The organism is Variovorax endophyticus (assembly GCF_025376855.1).
Classification (GTDB): domain Bacteria; phylum Pseudomonadota; class Gammaproteobacteria; order Burkholderiales; family Burkholderiaceae_C; genus Variovorax.
In genome coordinates, this window is record NZ_JAHUTH010000003.1 from 82,270 (window position 1) to 97,362 (window position 15,093).

Annotated in this window: 14 protein-coding genes; 4 read left to right on the top strand and 10 right to left on the bottom strand. The window is 70.1% G+C overall.

The window, feature by feature from the left end:
- Positions 1-669, bottom strand: a complete 669-nt coding sequence (locus KV106_RS05065; RefSeq protein ID WP_057597068.1) for a winged helix-turn-helix domain-containing protein — start codon at positions 667-669, stop codon at positions 1-3.
- Positions 670-833: 164 nt separating this feature from the next.
- Between KV106_RS05065 and KV106_RS05070 the strand changes: the two genes are divergently transcribed.
- Positions 834-1,532: a phosphatase PAP2 family protein gene (locus tag KV106_RS05070; protein WP_057597067.1), complete on the top strand. Its 699-nt coding sequence runs from the start codon at positions 834-836 to the stop codon at positions 1,530-1,532.
- Positions 1,533-1,589: 57 nt separating this feature from the next.
- A complete protein-coding gene (locus KV106_RS05075; protein ID WP_261206731.1) occupies positions 1,590-3,347 on the top strand; it encodes a phosphoethanolamine transferase in 1,758 nt (585 codons plus the stop codon).
- Between the two features lie 16 nt (positions 3,348-3,363).
- Here the strand turns inward: KV106_RS05075 and KV106_RS05080 are convergent, their stop codons facing one another.
- From KV106_RS05080 to eat, 4 genes are read right to left on the bottom strand one after another with little or no spacing between them, the layout of a single operon-like run.
- Positions 3,364-3,942 carry a peroxidase-related enzyme gene (locus KV106_RS05080; protein ID WP_057597065.1) on the bottom strand — a complete coding sequence of 193 codons (579 nt, stop codon included), beginning with the start codon at positions 3,940-3,942 and terminating at the stop codon, positions 3,364-3,366.
- A 50-nt stretch (positions 3,943-3,992) separates the two neighbouring features.
- The gene (eutC, locus tag KV106_RS05085) at positions 3,993-4,778 is read right to left on the bottom strand and encodes an ethanolamine ammonia-lyase subunit EutC (protein WP_261206736.1); all 786 of its coding nucleotides are present in this window, start codon (positions 4,776-4,778) and stop codon (positions 3,993-3,995) included.
- Entirely contained in the window at positions 4,775-6,169 is a 1,395-nt protein-coding gene (locus KV106_RS05090) for an ethanolamine ammonia-lyase subunit EutB (protein WP_261206738.1), read from the bottom strand. The genes eutC and KV106_RS05090 overlap by 4 nt, the downstream gene beginning before the upstream one ends.
- Before the next feature lie 7 nt (positions 6,170-6,176).
- Positions 6,177-7,604 (bottom strand): ethanolamine permease, encoded by a 1,428-nt coding sequence (eat, locus tag KV106_RS05095; RefSeq protein WP_261206740.1) that lies wholly within the window; start codon positions 7,602-7,604, stop codon positions 6,177-6,179.
- Positions 7,605-7,734: 130 nt separating this feature from the next.
- Between eat and KV106_RS05100 the strand changes: the two genes are divergently transcribed.
- On the top strand, positions 7,735-8,145 hold the full coding sequence (locus KV106_RS05100; protein ID WP_057597061.1) for an FKBP-type peptidyl-prolyl cis-trans isomerase: 411 nt from the start codon (positions 7,735-7,737) through the stop codon (positions 8,143-8,145).
- 3 nt (positions 8,146-8,148) lie between these two features.
- On the opposite strand, the gene KV106_RS05105 is transcribed toward KV106_RS05100, so the two are convergent.
- The 3 genes from KV106_RS05105 to KV106_RS05115 form a co-directional block, all read right to left on the bottom strand.
- On the bottom strand, positions 8,149-8,910 hold the full coding sequence (locus tag KV106_RS05105) for a glucose 1-dehydrogenase (RefSeq protein ID WP_261206743.1): 762 nt from the start codon (positions 8,908-8,910) through the stop codon (positions 8,149-8,151).
- A 173-nt stretch (positions 8,911-9,083) separates the two neighbouring features.
- The gene (locus tag KV106_RS05110) at positions 9,084-10,682 is read right to left on the bottom strand and encodes an OpgD/OpgG family glucan biosynthesis protein (RefSeq protein ID WP_261206745.1); all 1,599 of its coding nucleotides are present in this window, start codon (positions 10,680-10,682) and stop codon (positions 9,084-9,086) included.
- Positions 10,683-10,964: 282 nt separating this feature from the next.
- Positions 10,965-11,798 (bottom strand): class I SAM-dependent methyltransferase, encoded by an 834-nt coding sequence (locus tag KV106_RS05115; protein ID WP_261206747.1) that lies wholly within the window; start codon positions 11,796-11,798, stop codon positions 10,965-10,967.
- A gap of 208 nt (positions 11,799-12,006) precedes the next feature.
- Between KV106_RS05115 and KV106_RS05120 the strand changes: the two genes are divergently transcribed.
- Positions 12,007-13,044, top strand: coding sequence for a molybdopterin-dependent oxidoreductase (locus tag KV106_RS05120; RefSeq protein WP_261206750.1), 1,038 nt, complete (start codon positions 12,007-12,009; stop codon positions 13,042-13,044).
- A gap of 24 nt (positions 13,045-13,068) precedes the next feature.
- Here KV106_RS05120 and KV106_RS39995 read toward each other — a convergent pair whose 3' ends face one another.
- Together KV106_RS39995 and KV106_RS05135 are read right to left on the bottom strand one after the other, a co-directional pair.
- Positions 13,069-14,121, bottom strand: coding sequence for a M24 family metallopeptidase (locus tag KV106_RS39995; protein ID WP_314733628.1), 1,053 nt, complete (start codon positions 14,119-14,121; stop codon positions 13,069-13,071).
- Positions 14,118-15,020: a nitroreductase gene (locus KV106_RS05135; protein ID WP_057597440.1), complete on the bottom strand. Its 903-nt coding sequence runs from the start codon at positions 15,018-15,020 to the stop codon at positions 14,118-14,120. Before KV106_RS05135 ends, KV106_RS39995 begins: the two co-directional genes overlap by 4 nt.
- Positions 15,021-15,093 lie beyond the last annotated feature (73 nt).

Below are 15,093 nucleotides of genomic sequence, written 5' to 3' on the forward strand. Positions count from 1 at the left end.
CTATTCCTCCTCGTCGGCCGAGAGCCGGTAGCCGAGCCCGCGCAGGGTCTGGATGTGGCTGCGGCCGAGCTTGCGCCGCAGCCGGCTGATGAAGACCTCGAGCGTGTTGCTGTCGGCTTCGTCGCCGAAACCGTAGAGCGCATCGGCGAGGTTCTCGCGCGTGTGGATGCGCTCGGGCCGCGTGGCCATCACGCGCAGCAGTGCCCACTCCTTCTGCGTCAGCGTCACGGGCTGGCCGTCGCGGCGCACGCGGTCGTGCGCGATGTCGATCTCGAGCGTGCCCAGCTGCAGCACGGGCGAGTTGCTGGCGCTGCGCCGGCGTTCCACCGCGCGCAGCCGCGCCAGCAGCTCGGCCGGGTCGTAGGGCTTGATCAGGTAGTCGTCGGCGCCGGCATCGAGCCCGCGGATGCGGTCGGTGACCTGGTCGCGCGCGGTCAGCACGATGACGATCGGCGGCTCGCGCAGCGCGCGCACCTGCGGCAGCAGCGACAGGCCGTCGCCGTCGCCCAGGTGCAGATCGAGCAGCACGGCCGCGTACTGCACCGAGAGCAGCGCGCCGCGCGCATCGGCCAGGCTCGGCGCCACGTCGACCACGAAGGCCTTGGCCAGCAGGTAGCCGCAGACCGCGTCCGCCAGCGCCACATCGTCTTCGACCAGCAGTATGCGCACGCGGTGGCACTCCTCGGATTCGGTGGGAAAGCCGCAGTCTAGCGTCCGGGACGCGGTCAGCTGGCGCTCAGATGGCTTCAGCTTCGGTTCATGTGGCTTCAGCCCTGGTTCATTCGCGCGGCCTAGGCTGGCACCCATTTTTGCCGATGGCCGCTTTTTCCTCGATGACTCGCCGCTTTCCGAACCTCCGCCTCGGCGCCTGGACCCTGATCTCGTTCGCACTGCTGCTGCTCTGGGACGCCAGCGGCGCCGACCTGCCGCTGGCGCGCTGGATGGGCACGCCGATGGGTTTTCCGCTGCGCGAGAACCCGTTCCTGGTCCAGGTGATGCACACCGGCGCCAAGAACCTGAGCTGGGCGCTGGTGATCGGGCTGTTCCTCGCGATCCGCTGGCCCGTGGGTTTCCTGCGGCGCCTCGACCGCGCCAGCCGGGCGCAGCTCGCGCTGACGGTGCTGGCCTCGGTGCTCGCTGTCAGCCTGTTCAAGCATGCGAGCCATACGAGCTGCCCCTGGGACCTGCAGGAGTTCGGCGGCATGGCGCACTACGTCTCGCACTGGTCCTGGGGCGTGCGCGACGGCGGCCCGGGCGGCTGCTTCCCCGCCGGCCACGCCTCCACCGCCTTCGCCTACCTGGGGGGCTACTTCGTGCTGCGGCGCGTCTCCCCTCGAATCGCCTCGACATGGCTGGCCGTCGCGCTGATCGGCGGCCTGCTGCTCGGCGTGACGCAGCAGTTGCGCGGCGCCCACTACATGAGCCATACCCTCTGGAGCGGCTGGGTCTGCTGGACCGTGGGCCTCGCCATCGACACCATGGTCCGTCGCGCCCGCCGCTCCGCGGACGTTGTTGCATTGCAGCAGGCCTGAACGCCGTCTGAACTTCGAGTTCAGGCTCCTTTCAGGCCCGCTTCCTATATTTGTCGCATGTCTGTCACGCGCATAGAGCCCGCGCCGCTCCGGTCCGGCATCCCATCGATCTCCGAACCCTCGCCGGGCCCCGCGCCCGCATCCTCGTGGGAGACGGTGCGGCAATGGCTGGAGCGGCCGCGATCGGCCCGGCAACTGGTGCTGTGGCTGGCCCTGTACCTGGGCGTGGCCGCCAACTGGCCGCTGTGGAACGAGCTGGCCCGTATCGGCGGCGCACCGAGCACCTACCTTCCGACCATCGCCGCGATGAGCCTGCTGAGCTTCTGCGGCACGGTGGCCATGCTCTCGTTCACCGCTTGGTCGCGCTGGATGAAGCCCCTGTGGTTCGCGGTGGCCGTGCTGGCGGCGCTGGTGCAGCACTACATGCTCGAGTACCGCGTGGTCATGGATCCGACCATGATCGCCAACGTGCTGCAGACCGATCCCAACGAGGCGCGCGACCTGCTGAGCTGGCGCATGGGCTTCAACCTGCTGGTGGTGGTCGCGCCGGTCGGCGTCGTGCTGTGGTTCGCGCGTATCGTACCGATGCGCTGGCTGTCGCAGCTCTGGCGCAACGCCGTGCTGCTGCTGCTCATGGTGGTCGTCGCGCTGGTCGCGGCCGTCGCCATGAACCGGCAGCTGGCGCCGCTGATGCGCAACAACGTGCACCTGCGCTACATGATGAACCCGATCGCCAGCCTCTATTCGACCGGCGCGGTGTTCATCAAGCCGCTGTTCAAGCGCAGCGGCAAGCTGATCCCGATCACCGCGGGCACCACGCTGGGCGCGAGCTACGCGGCCCAGCAGAAGCCGCCGCTGTTCGTGGTGGTGGTGGGCGAGACCGCGCGCGCCGATCACTTCGGCCTCAACGGCTATGCGCGCGACACCACGCCTGAGCTCGCGAAGCGCGGCGTGCTGAGCTACCGCGAGGTCTATTCCTGCGGCACCAACACGCTGGCCTCGGTGCCCTGCATGTTCTCGCCGCTGGGCAAGCAGGGCTACGAATCGCGCAAGGACGACTACGAGAACCTGGTCGACGTGCTGCAGGCCGCCGGGCTGGCCGTGTTCTGGCTCGACAACCAGGCCGGCTGCAAGGGCGTCTGTGCCCGCATTCCCAATGCCTCGGCCTTCGACAACCTGCCGCCCGCCACCAAGAGCGCGCTGTGCGACGGCGAGGAGTGCCTCGACGACGTGATGCTCGAGGGCCTCGATGCGCGCATCGCCGCGCTGCCGGCCGAGCGCCGCGCCAAGGGCGTCGTGCTGGTGATGCACCAGATGGGCAGCCACGGGCCCGCCTACTACAAGCGCTCGGGCGCCGACATGAAGCGCTTCCAGCCCGAGTGCAAGACCAATGCGCTCGCCGAGTGCGGCCACACCGAACTGATGAACGTCTACGACAACTCGATCGCGCAGACCGATCGCTTCCTCGGCCGCACCATCGACTGGCTCAAGGGCCAGTCGAAGCAGTACGACCCGGGCCTGCTCTACGTGAGCGACCACGGCGAATCGCTGGGCGAGTTCGGCCTGTTCCTGCACGGCGTGCCCTACAGCTTCGCGCCCGAGGCGCAGAAGCATGTGCCGATGGTCACCTGGTTCAGCGCCGGACTGAGCGAGCGCCGCAAGCTGTCGCGCCCGTGCATGGAAGCCGGCCTCGATGCGCCGCTCACGCACGACAACCTCTATCACACGGTGTTGGGCCTGATGGACGTCAACACGCCGACCTACAAGCCCGCGCTCGATGCGCTGGCCACCTGCCGTAAGGGCGGCGCGGCCTGAGCGCCGGCCGCGCCGCCTACTTCTTCTCGCGCGGCAGTCGCCCCATCAGGAAGAACTCGGGATTCGGCTGCATGCCGCTGAAGCTCGCGAGCCGGTTGCTCAGGCCGAAGAAAGCGGTGATCGACGCGATGTCCCAGATGTCCTCGTCGTCGAAGCCGTGCGCGTGCAGCGGTGCGAAGTCGCTGTCGTCGATCTCGTGCGAGCGTTCGCAGACCTTCATCGCGAAGTCGAGCATCGCGCGCTGGCGCGGCGTGATGTCGGCCTTGCGGTAGTTCACGGCCACCTGGTCGGCCACCAGCGGCTTCTTCTCGTAGATGCGCAGCAGCGCGCCGTGCGCCACCACGCAGTAGAGGCACTGGTTGGCCGCGCTGGTGGTGGTCACGATCATCTCGCGGTCGCCCTTGGTCAGCGAGCCTTCCTCCTTGAGCATCAGCGCGTCGTGGTAGGCGAAGAAGGCGCGCCATTCGGCGGGCCGGCGCGCGAGCGCGAGGAACACGTTGGGCACGAAGCCGGCCTTTTCCTGCACCGCGAGGATGGCGGTGCGGATGTCTTCGGGCAGGTTCTCGAGTTCGGCCAGGGGGTAGCGGGTGGTCATGGTGTCTCCGGGTGGTTCTGCGCGCCATCATAGGCACGCCGGCCCGGTGGCTACGCGCCTGGCAGCGCCTGCGGCCCACCACCCGCCTCCAGCACCGCCAGATCGCTCTCGTCCTTGAGCCCCACGCCGCTCAATCCGCGCCGCAGCGCCTCGCGCATCAGCCAGGTCAGCTTGAAGGCGGCGAGCTCGTACGACAGGCCTTCGGGCCGCACGTTCGAGATGCAGTTGCGCTCGGCATCGTGGCGGCCCTTGCGCGGCGCGTGGGTCAGGTAGATGCCGAGGCTGTCGGGCGAGCTGAGGCCGGGCCGTTCGCCGATCAGCATCACGGAGAGCGTGGCGCCGAACAGCTCGGCTGCCTCGTCGGCGAGCGCGACGCGCGCCTGGGTCGCGATGACGACGGGGGCGAAGCGGGTATCGGGCGGCAGGTGAGGGCGCAGCGCCGCGAGCAGCGGCGCCGCGTGGCGCGCGACCGCGAGCGAGGACAGGCCGTCGCCGATCACGATGCAGACGTCGACCGGCGCATTCGCGCTGGCGCGCAGCCGGTCCGCGTCGCCGGCATCGAGCTGCCGTCCCAGGTCCGGCCGCCGCAGGTAGGTGGCGCGGTCCTCGGCGCGGCTGCGGGCACGCACGGTCCGCCAGCCGTCGTGCCGCAGCGCGGCTTCGAGCGCATCGACGTCGAGCGCCGCATGGATCGCATCGCGCGCCATCGCATGGGCCCAGCCGAAGCGCAGCGTCTCGTCGGTCGGCATGCCGGCGCCGGCGCGGCCCAGCGCGAGCCGCGCGGGCGTGGCCGAGCGCCATTGGCCCCAGGGGTTGGGCGTGACCGGATCGCTCATGAGGACAGCGCCGACAGGGCGCCCATGCCGGCCAGCAGCCGGTTGGAGGAGGGCGGCGCGATCCGTCCCGCCGCATCGGTGATCTGCATGCGCTGCAGCCAGGCCTCGAACTCGGGCGCGCGCTTCAGGCCCAGGGTCTGGCGCAGGAACAGCGCGTCGTGGAACGAGGTGCTCTGGTAGTTGAGCATCACGTCGTCGGCGCCCGGGATGCCCATGATGAAGTTGATGCCCGCGGTGCCCAGCAGCACCAGCAGGTTGTCCATGTCGTCCTGGTCGGCCTCGGCATGGTTGGTGTAGCAGATGTCGCAGCCGATCGGCAGGCCCATGAGCTTGCCGCAGAAGTGGTCCTCGAGGCCGGCGCGGATGATCTGCTTGCCGTCGTACAGGTACTCGGGGCCGATGAAGCCGACCACGGTGTTGATGAGCAGCGGCTTGTAGCGGCGCGCCAGCGCATAGGCGCGCGCCTCGCAGGTCTGCTGGTCGACGCCGAAGTTGGCATTGGCCGACAGCGCGCTGCCCTGGCCGGTCTCGAAGTACATGAGGTTGTCGCCGATGGTGCCGCGCTGGAGCGACTGCGCGGCGTCGTGGGCCTCGGCCAGCAGCTCGGGCGTGACGCCGAACGAGAGGTTGGCCTTCTCGGTGCCCGCGATCGACTGGAACACGAGGTCGACCGGCGCGCCGGCCTCGGCCAGGCGCAGCGTGTTGGTGACGTGCGTGAGCACGCAGCTCTGGGTGGGAATCTCGAAGCGCTGGATCAGCTCGTCGAGCATGTGCAGGAGGCGGCCGAGCACCGGCAGGCTGTCGGACACCGGGTTCAGGCCGATCACCGCGTCGCCCGCGCCGTAGAGCAGGCCGTCGAGCGTGGAGGCGGCCACGCCGCGCAGGTCGTCGGTGGGATGGTTGGGCTGCAGCCGCACCGCGAGGTGGCCGGGCAGGCCGATGGTGTCGCGAAAGCGCGTGACCACGTTGCACTTCTTCGCGACCGAGACCAGGTCCTGGTTGCGCATGAGCTTCGACACCGCCGCCACCATCTCGGGCGTGAGGCCCGGCGCGAGGGCCGTGAGCGCCGCGGTGTCCGCCTGCTCCGACAGCAGCCAGTTGCGGAAGTCGCCGACAGTGAGGTGCGAGACCGGCGCGAAGGCCGGCGCATCGTGCCCGTCGATGATCAGCCGCGTGATGTTGTCGCTCTCGTAGGGGATCAGCGCCTCGTTGAGGAACTGCGCGAGCGGCGTGTCGGCCAGCACGTGGCGCGCGGCCATGCGCTGCTGCGCGGTGGCCGCGCCGATGCCCGCGAGGTAGTCGCCCGAGCGCGCGGGGCTGGCCGCGGCCATGACCTGGCGCAGGTCGTCGAAGGAAAAGCCCTGGCCGGCGATGGTGGTGCGGTAGCGCATCGTTCGATCAGGCGGCGGGCGTGGAGGTGGGCGCCGACAGCATCTCGTCGGGCGCGGCCGCGCGGCGCTGCGCCGAGGTCGCGAGGAAGTAGCCGTAGGCCAGCGCCATCAGCACGAGGAACAGCAGGGTGAGCATCGGGTTGAACCACACCATCGCGCCGAGGCACACCAGGCCCAGGCCCAGCGCGATGGCGGGAAACACCGGGTAGAAAGGCGCGCGGTAGCTGCGCGGCAGCGCGGGCTCGGTGCGGCGCAGCCTGAACAGCGCGGCCATCGAGACCAGGTACATCACGATCGCGCCGAGCACGGCCATGGTCACGATGTTTGCCGTGAGCGTCTGGCCGCCGAATTGCACCCATTCGTCGCTGAAGATTGCCACCACGCCGACGACGCCGCCGGCCAGCAGCGCGCGGTGCGGCGTGTCGAAGCGCGGGCTCAGGCCGGCGAAGTAGCGCGGCAGGTAACCGGCGCGCGCCAGCGCGAAGATCTGGCGCGAGTAGCCCATGATGATCCCGTGGAAGGAGGCGATCAGCCCGAACAGGCCGATCCACACCAGCATGTGCAGCCAGCCGCTGTTGTCGCCCACCACGGCCTTCATGGCCTGCGGCAGCGGGTCGTTGATGTTGGCGAGCTTGCGCCAGTCGCCCACGCCGCCCGCGAAGATCATCACGCCGAAGGCCAGCACCACCAGCGTGACGATGCCGGTGGTGTAGGCGATCGGGATCGTGCGGTGCGGATCGCGCGCTTCCTCGGCCGCCATGGCCGCGCCCTCGATCGCGAGGAAGAACCAGATCGCGAACGGGATCGAGGCGAAGATGCCCGCGATGGCCGCGCCGTTCAGCACGCTGCCGCCGGCCCAGCCGTTGGCCACGAAGTTGGCCATCGACCAGCCCGGCGTGACCACGCCCATGAACACCAAGAGCTCGAAGATCGCGAGCACGGTGACGAACAGCTCGAAGGCCGCGGCGATGCCGATGCCGATCCAGTTGAGGCCGATGAAGATCACGTAGGCGCCGAGCGCGAACCACTTCGGGTTGATGCCCGGGAACTGCACGTTGAGGTAGGCGCCGATCGCCAGCGCGATGGCCGGCGGCGCGAACACGAACTCGATCAGCGTGGCGAAGCCGGCCACGAAGCCGCCATGCGGGCCGAAGGCACGGCGCGCGTAGGCGAAAGGACCGCCGGCATGCGGGATGGCGGTCGAGAGTTCGGTGAAGCTGAAGATGAAGGTGGTGTACATCGTCGCCACCAGCACCGTGGCGACCAGGAAGCCCAGCGTGCCGGCGGTGTTCCAGCCGTAGCTCCAACCAAAGTATTCGCCCGAGATCACGAGGCCGACCGCGATGCCCCACAGTTGCAGCGGGCCGAGCACTTTCTTCAGGTGGCCGGTGCCGCCGTGGGCGGGCATCGCCGAACTCGCTTCGGTGGAAGGCATGGGAGTTCCTCTCTCGGGGGATGTTGACAGTACCCCCGCCGCGAAGCAAGGGCCGTTCCACCGGGGGCGCGGGCGCTTCATGCGCGCTGGCCATAATCGGCCCTTTCCCACCATTCCCTCGAGGTATCCCGTGAAGTCCCTGTTCTGTGCCGCTCTCGTGTCCTTCTGCGCCGTGTCCGCCGCGTGGGCCCAGTCCGCGCCCGTCACCACGGCCAGCGGCCTGATCTACCAGTCGCTCAAGGAAGGCACGGGCGCCTCGCCGGCCGCGACCGACGTGGTCAAGGTGCACTACCGCGGCACCTTCCCCGATTCGGGCAAGGAGTTCGACAGCTCCTACAAGCGCAACGAGCCCACCGAGTTCCCGCTCAACGGCGTGATCCCGTGCTGGACCGAGGGCGTGCAGAAGATGAAGCCGGGTGGCAAGGCCAAGCTGACCTGCCCGCCGTCGATCGCCTACGGCTCGCGCGGCGCGGGCGGCGTGATTCCGCCCAACGCCACGCTGAACTTCGAGATCGAGCTGATCTCGGTGACCAAGCGCTGAGCTTCAGATCTGCGCCATGCCGCCATCGACGAACAACTCGGTGGCATTGACGAAGCTGCTGTCGTCCGAGGCCAGGAACACCACGGCCTTGGCGATCTCGTCGGGCGTGCCGACGCGGCCCAGCGGAATGGCCTGGGCCTGCGATTCGATGAAGCCCTCGACCTGCTCGGGCGTGAGGCCCAGCAGCTCGTAGGCCGGGGTCGGCACCACGCCCGGGCTGACCGCGTTGACGCGGATGCCGGCGTCCTTCAGGTCCACGGCCCAGCTGCGCGCGAAGCTGCGCACCGCGGCCTTGGTCGCGCTGTAGACGCTGAAGGCCGGCATGCCCTTGATACTGGTGATCGAGGCGTTCAGCACGATCGACGAGCCCTTGCCCATCAGCGGCAGCGCCTTCTGCACGGTGAACAGCAGGCCGCGCACGTTGATGCCGAAGGTCTTGTCGAAGTGCTCCTCGGTGATCTGGCCCAGCGGCAGCAGGCTGCCGCCGCCCGCGTTGGCGAACAGCACGTCGAGCCGGCCCTTCTGCGCGCGGATGGTGTCGTAGAGGCGGTCGAGGTCGTCGAGCTTCGAGACGTCGCCGAGCACGCCCGTGACGTTGCGGCCGATGGCTTTCACGGCCGCGTCGAGCTCGGCCTGGCGGCGGCCGGTGACGAAGACGTGGGCGCCTTCGGCCACGAGGCGTTGCGCGGTGGCCAGGCCGATGCCGCTGGTGCCGCCGGTGACGAGGGCGATCTTTCCATCGAGCTTGAGCGAAGAGGTGGACATGACTTCTTTCCTTGGGTGATGCCGCGACGCGGCGTTGACAACGCAAGGAAGTTTGGGTGCCACCCCCGCGCGGACCAAGATGCCGCGCGTCACTTGTTTATTCACGAATCGCCAACAATCGGCCGATGGCCCCGAGCGCTGCCACGCGTGCCGCCGACCGAAGGCGGATGGCTTCAGCCCGGCTGGTACTGGTACAGCCAGGTCTCGGTCAGCGTCTGGTCGCCGTTCTTCAGGTACAGCCGCATGTCGACCGGCTCGTTGCCCTCGGCCGTGAAGTCGAACTGCGCGCGCCAGTGGCCGGTGACGCCGTTGGGCACGGCCTCCGCGAAGATGTAGGAGAACTTGCCGCGCGAGGCCGTGAGCACCAGCTCGGGCTTGACGCCGAACGGGATGTTGGCGAGCGGCGCGCCGATGAACTCGACCATGAACTTGCGCACGCCCGGCGGCCGCGGCTGGCCCGGCTGGCCGCCGCGCCCGATGCGCGTCGCCACGCAGCGCGCCAGCGGCGAGGGATAGGGCTCCTGGTCGGTCCAGTGCAGGCGGTACTTGAGGTTGTAGCTGGCGCCGGCCTTGGCATCGGCCTTGGGCACCCAGAAGGCCACGATGTTGTCGTGGATCTCGTCGTCGGTCGGGATCTCGATCAGCTGCACCGAGCCCTCGCCCCAGTTGCCCAGCGGCTCGACCCACAGGCTCGGGCGCTTCTCGTAGTAGACGCCATCCTGGTAGTGATCGAAGGAACGGTCGCGCTGCAGCAGGCCGAAGCCCTTGGGCGCGGTGTCGGCGAAGGCCGAGGCGCGCGTCTGCGTCGGGTTGTTGAGCGGGCGCCAGATGCGCTCGCCCGCGCCGTTCCAGATCGCGAGGCCGTCGGAGTCGTGCACCTCGGGACGCCAGTCGATCGCGGTGGGCTTGGCGGTCTCGGAATACCAGTACATCGAGGTCAGCGGCACCAGGCCCAGGCGCGCCACGTCGCGGCGCAGGAACAGGCGCGAGTCGATGTCCATGATCACGGCCTTGCCGCGCTGCATCACGAACTTGAACACGCCGGTGACGCTCGGTCCCTCGAGCAGCGCATAGACCGTCATCGAAGTCGTGTTGCCGGGCGCGGGCGTCTCGAAATAGAAGCGCGTGAAGGCCGGGAATTCCTCGGGCCGGTCGGGCACGGCCACCTCGAGCGCGATGCCGCGCGCCGACAGGCCGTACTGGTAGAGCTCGCCGATCGCGCGGAAGTAGGAGGCGCCGAGGAAGGCGACCCAGTCGTTCTTCTGCCAGTCGAGCTTGCTCTGGTCGCCCAGGCGGCTTTCCTGCAGGCGGAAGCCCGCGAAGCCGGCGCCCTCGGGCAGCGCGCGCGCCGGGCTGTCGGCCGGCATCGAGAAGTACGACGGGCTGTAGAGCACCTCGCGCGCGAAGCCGTCGCCGTCGGAGCTCTCGAGCACGTGCATGCGCACCGGCGTCTGGAAGAAGCGGCCGAGGTGGAAGAAGGTGACCGGGAAGGCGCCGGGGCCGTCGCGGAACAAGGCGTTGGCGGGGTCGAACTTGAGCTTGCCGTGCGCGTCGTAGTCGATCTTGTCGAGCACCTGCGGCGCGAGCGGCGCCGGCGCGGCATAAGGCCGGCCGGCGAGGGATTTGGCCTCCGCGATCAGGTTGTCGAACGAGAAGGGCCGGGGCTGGCTCAGCTGCAGCCCGTTGGCGGCCAGCGCTTCGGCGGGCAGCCCGAGGGCGGCGAGGGCGGCGGCGGTGCTGCCGGCGGCAAGGAAGGATCGGCGATCAAGCATTGTTTTCTTGAGGGTTGCGATGGCTTTGGCGAGTTCGGGCGAACTCCGGGGAGTGGACGAAGGAGAGTAGGCGCCGGCGCGACGGCCGGGCGATCCTAATGCAGCGCGAAACTCCTCCGTCGTGAAGGCACCGGCCTGTGCCGGGAGGCGCAGGTTCGGTGGGCGGGACGAGACTGGAGCTTGCCCGCGCGGCGGCCCGCGGCGCGTCAGCCATTCCGCGCAAACGCCGCCGGACAAGGCCGGCGATGCGACGAAATTGTGCGTTTGTGTATCGGGTCGCGCTCAGCCCGCCGCATGCAGCGCATACACCGCGTACATCGGCACGCCGAAGACGGCGCCGATCGCACGCGACAGCATTCCGTGCGGAAAGCCATAGCCGGTCATCACCTCATGGATGCCCGCGAGCCGCAGCCGCGGATGCGCGCGCGCCAGCTCGGCCGGCCGGCGCAGGCCCCAGCGGAACTGCGCGCCCGTGAGCCGCACCGAGGGATGCCGGTGCGCGCGGCCGGTGGCGAGCCAGCACATGGCATCGAAGGCCAGCACCGACCCCGCGGGCGCGCGCTCGCCGAAGGTCGCGAACACCGCCTCGACCTGCGCGGGCTCGAGGTACATCAGCACGCCTTCCGAGAACAGGAACACCGGCGGCCCGTCGCGCGCGGGCAGGCCGAGGCCGTCCCACCAGCCGGGGGCGGTGAGGTCGAGCGGCCGCACCTCGTGGCGCGGCTCGTCGTCGGCCATCAGCGCGCGGCGCACCGCGAGCACCTCGGGCAGGTCGGCGTCGGTCATGCGCGAGCGGCCGTCGTCGAGCCATTGGAAGTAGTGGCTCAGGCCGCAACCGAGGTTGACCACATGGCCACCGGCATGCGCCTGGAGGAAGTCGCGCGCGAGCGCGCGGAAGCAGCGCGTGCGTGCCAGCACGCCGTAGACCGTGGCGCGGTCGCGCGGCAGCGGCGGAGCCTGGTCCTCGAGCGTGGCCAGCAGGCGCGCCGCGCTCGCGTCGCCGATCGCCAGGCGCGGAAACATCGCATCGCCGAAGGCGCGCGCGGCCAGCGGGATGCGCAATGTGGAGGGCACGGCCGAGAGGCCGGAAGCGGGCAGGGCGGCGTCGGAGGGCATGCGGGGACCGGAAGTGAGGGCAAGGGCGAAGTCTCTCGCCTGATGAAGGGACGGGCAAGGGCGCACGCTGTTCAGTCGCGGCGGAGATCGGCCCTTCGCCGTATCCATACATGCACAGTGATGAATCGCATACGAATAGAGCTATTGGATTCGAATGAATTCGCTATGTAAAAATAAACATATCGAAAAACATGGAGACGAGGTGGATATGAAACATTGGTCCGCGGGCGTGATGTCCGGTCTGGTGGCGGTCGTGGTCGCCGGCTGCGGCGGCGGTGGTGGCGATGGCGCGGTGTTCCTGCCGACCGTGCCGCCTCCCGCGCCGGCACCGCCATCTCCCCCTCCGCCGTCGCCGCCCGCGCCGCCGGCACCCGCGGTCAAGCTCGAGGGCGCGGTCGACCGTCCCGCCGATTACGCCGAGGCCGACCTGGCCGCTCGCGCCGCGATCACGCAGACGGTGAACTTCAACAGCGGCAGCACGCCCCAGACCCGCACCTACACCGGCACCAGCCTCTGGTCGCTGCTGTCCGACGCGGGCATCCAGACCGACGCCGCCCGCAAGAACGACGTGCTCAGCCGCTACCTGCTGGCCACCGGCGCCGACGGCTACAAGGTGGTGTTCACGCTCGGCGAGCTGAATCCCGACTTCGGCAACAAGCCCGCCATCGTGGCCTATGCCGAAACCACCGGCGCCGGCTCGGGGCCGCTGGCCGCGGCCGACGGGCCGTTCCGCGTCACCGCGCCGGGCGACATCAAGGGCGGGCGCTACGTCTCGCAACTCGTGCGGCTGCGGGTGCAGCCCTCGGCCGCCACCGCCGCCGGCACGGGCGGCGGGGTGTCCGCGAGCTTCGCGGTGTCGGGCGCGGTCACCACGCCGCTGAGCTTCGACCTCAAGGCGCTGCAGGCGATGGTGCCGGTCACCCAGACCGTGGGCGCCAACGTCTACACCGGCGTCAGCCTCTGGACGCTGCTCAACAGCCTGGGCCTGCGCCTGCCCGCGGGCAAGAACCCCAGCCTGTCGATGTATGCCGTGGCCACCGGCAGCGACGGCTACCGCGCCGCGGTCTCGCTCGGCGAGATCGATCCGGGCTTCGGCAACAAGGGCGCGCTCATCGCCTACGACATGAACGGCGCGGGGCTCGGCGCGAACGGCGTCGCGCGCCTCGTGGTGCCGGGCGAGGTCAAGCAGGGTCGCTCGGTGTCGAACCTGGTCGCGATCGAGGTGTTCGCGGCGGACACGCCCTGAGCGGCAGCCGCGCGCGCGCCAGCCTCAGCGGGGCTGGCCGCGCGCGTCGACATAGGCCCAGGCCTCGAGGCCCGAAGCGAGCCGCACCCGCTCGCGCCGGTAGTCCTCGACCTCGTAGGCATCCGACAGCGCGAGCTCGGCCGGCGTGATCGCGAACACCGCGCCGTCGACGCCGTCCTCGGCGCGGCCCGTGGGCATCACGATCGGATGATGGCTCTTGCCGCTGGTCGCGACCACGGCCGGATCGCGGATCGCGAGCCGCTCCAGGCGGTAGCCGGGCAACTGGTCGAGCCGGCCGGCCAGCAGCCGGCCGAAGGTGGCCATCTGCACCGATTGCAGCTGCAGCGTGCCGTACGAGAACAGCTGCTCCGTGGCTGCCCCGCCCGCGGCGGCCCGTGCCGCGTCGTCGGCGATCAGCAGGTCTTCGTAGAAGGCGCCGAAGGGCAGCGCGGGATGCGCGATCTGGATCTCGAGGATCCACAACCCGGTCGCGGGACAGAGGCCGAAATCGCCGAGCCGCCCGGCCTGGTAGATCGCATGCGGGAAGTCGCAGACGCGATGGCCCTTGATGTCGAGATTGAGGCGCCAGCCCATGGCCTGCGCGCGCTCGGCGGCGAAGGCATAGAGCGCCTGGCCGCTGAGCCGGTCGGCGCGCCAGCGCGCGGCGACCTCGTGCCACAGCGTGCGCGCGGCCTCGGCGCAGGCCGCCATCCGCGCGTCGTCGCCGACCACGAAGCTGTCGCCCGCGTCGCCCTCGTGGCCGTCCCAGACCGGACCGATGTCGATGAAGAAGATGTCGCGCTCGCCGAGCACGCGCGCCGGATCCGATTCCTCGCGGAAGGTCTTGAGCGTGTCCTCGCCGAAGCGCACGATGACCGGATGCCAGTTGCGCTCGATCTCCAGCTTCTGCAGGGTGGCGGTGGCGAGATGGCAGGCCTGCCGCTGCGTCATGCCCGGCCGCACGGCCGAGGCGATGCGGCGCACAGCGAGCTGCGACAGCGCGCGTGCGCGCTGCATGGCGGCCAGCGAGAACTTCGTGCCAGTGGCTTCGGTGCGGCTTGTCGGGAGGGTGCTCATCGTGACGGGTCGGAGTGGGTGAGGTCGGGGGAGGGCGTGGGCACGGTTGGCGGCGTCCAGGCCGACCAGACCTCGCCCGGCAGCGCGTGATCGCGCGCGGGCGGTGCCTCGGCCACGCTGCCGATGCTCACGAAGCCCGCGAGGAATTCCTCGGGACGCACGCCGAGTTCGGTGGCCAGCACCGGATCGAAGCAGCGCTCGCCGCTCAGCACGATCGCGCCGAAGCCCAGCTGGTGCGCGGCATTCAGCAGGTTGCCGAGCGCGGCGCCGGCGGCCAGCCACTGCTCGCGCGCCGGCACCCTGCTGCGCGCGCGCGGCACGACCACGAAGGCCAGCAGCGCGGGCGGGCGCGTCGCATGCTCGCGCGCGCGGCGCCGGTCGGAGGCCGAGGCCAGCGGATCGCGGCGCAGCTTCTCGGCCTCGAAGCGCTCGGCCAGCGCGGCGCGCTGCGCCTCGCGGAACTCGATCACGCGCCAGGGATGCAGGCCGCCATGGTCGGGCGCGCGCAATGCCGCCTGCAGCATCGCGTCGATGTGCTCGGCCGTGGGCGCGGGCGGGCGCAGCCGCTTGGGCGAGACCGAGCGGCGCTCGAGCAGCGGCGCCAGCGCGGCCTCGGTGCGCGAGGCCTGGAGTTCTTGCCGCAGGGCCTCGCTCTGCGCGAGAAAGCCGCGCGCCCAGGCCAGCACCTGCTCGCCCTGCGGCGTGAAGCCCTCGAAGCGCTGGCTGCGCTCGACGGACGGCTCGGAGGTGCGCAGCAAGGCATGGCCGTACTCGGCCTCGAGCGCCTGGAGGGCCTGCGCGAACTCGGCCGGCGACATGCGGCTGGCCTGGGCCGCGCGGCCCAGGTGGCGCTCGTCGGCGAGCGCGAGCAGGCCGTGGAGAGGGGTGGTGCTGATCATGGGGAACACGGAAGCGTGGAGGGGGCAGCGGATGGACAGCGAGCGATGCGCTATATTTTAAAAAACATAGCGA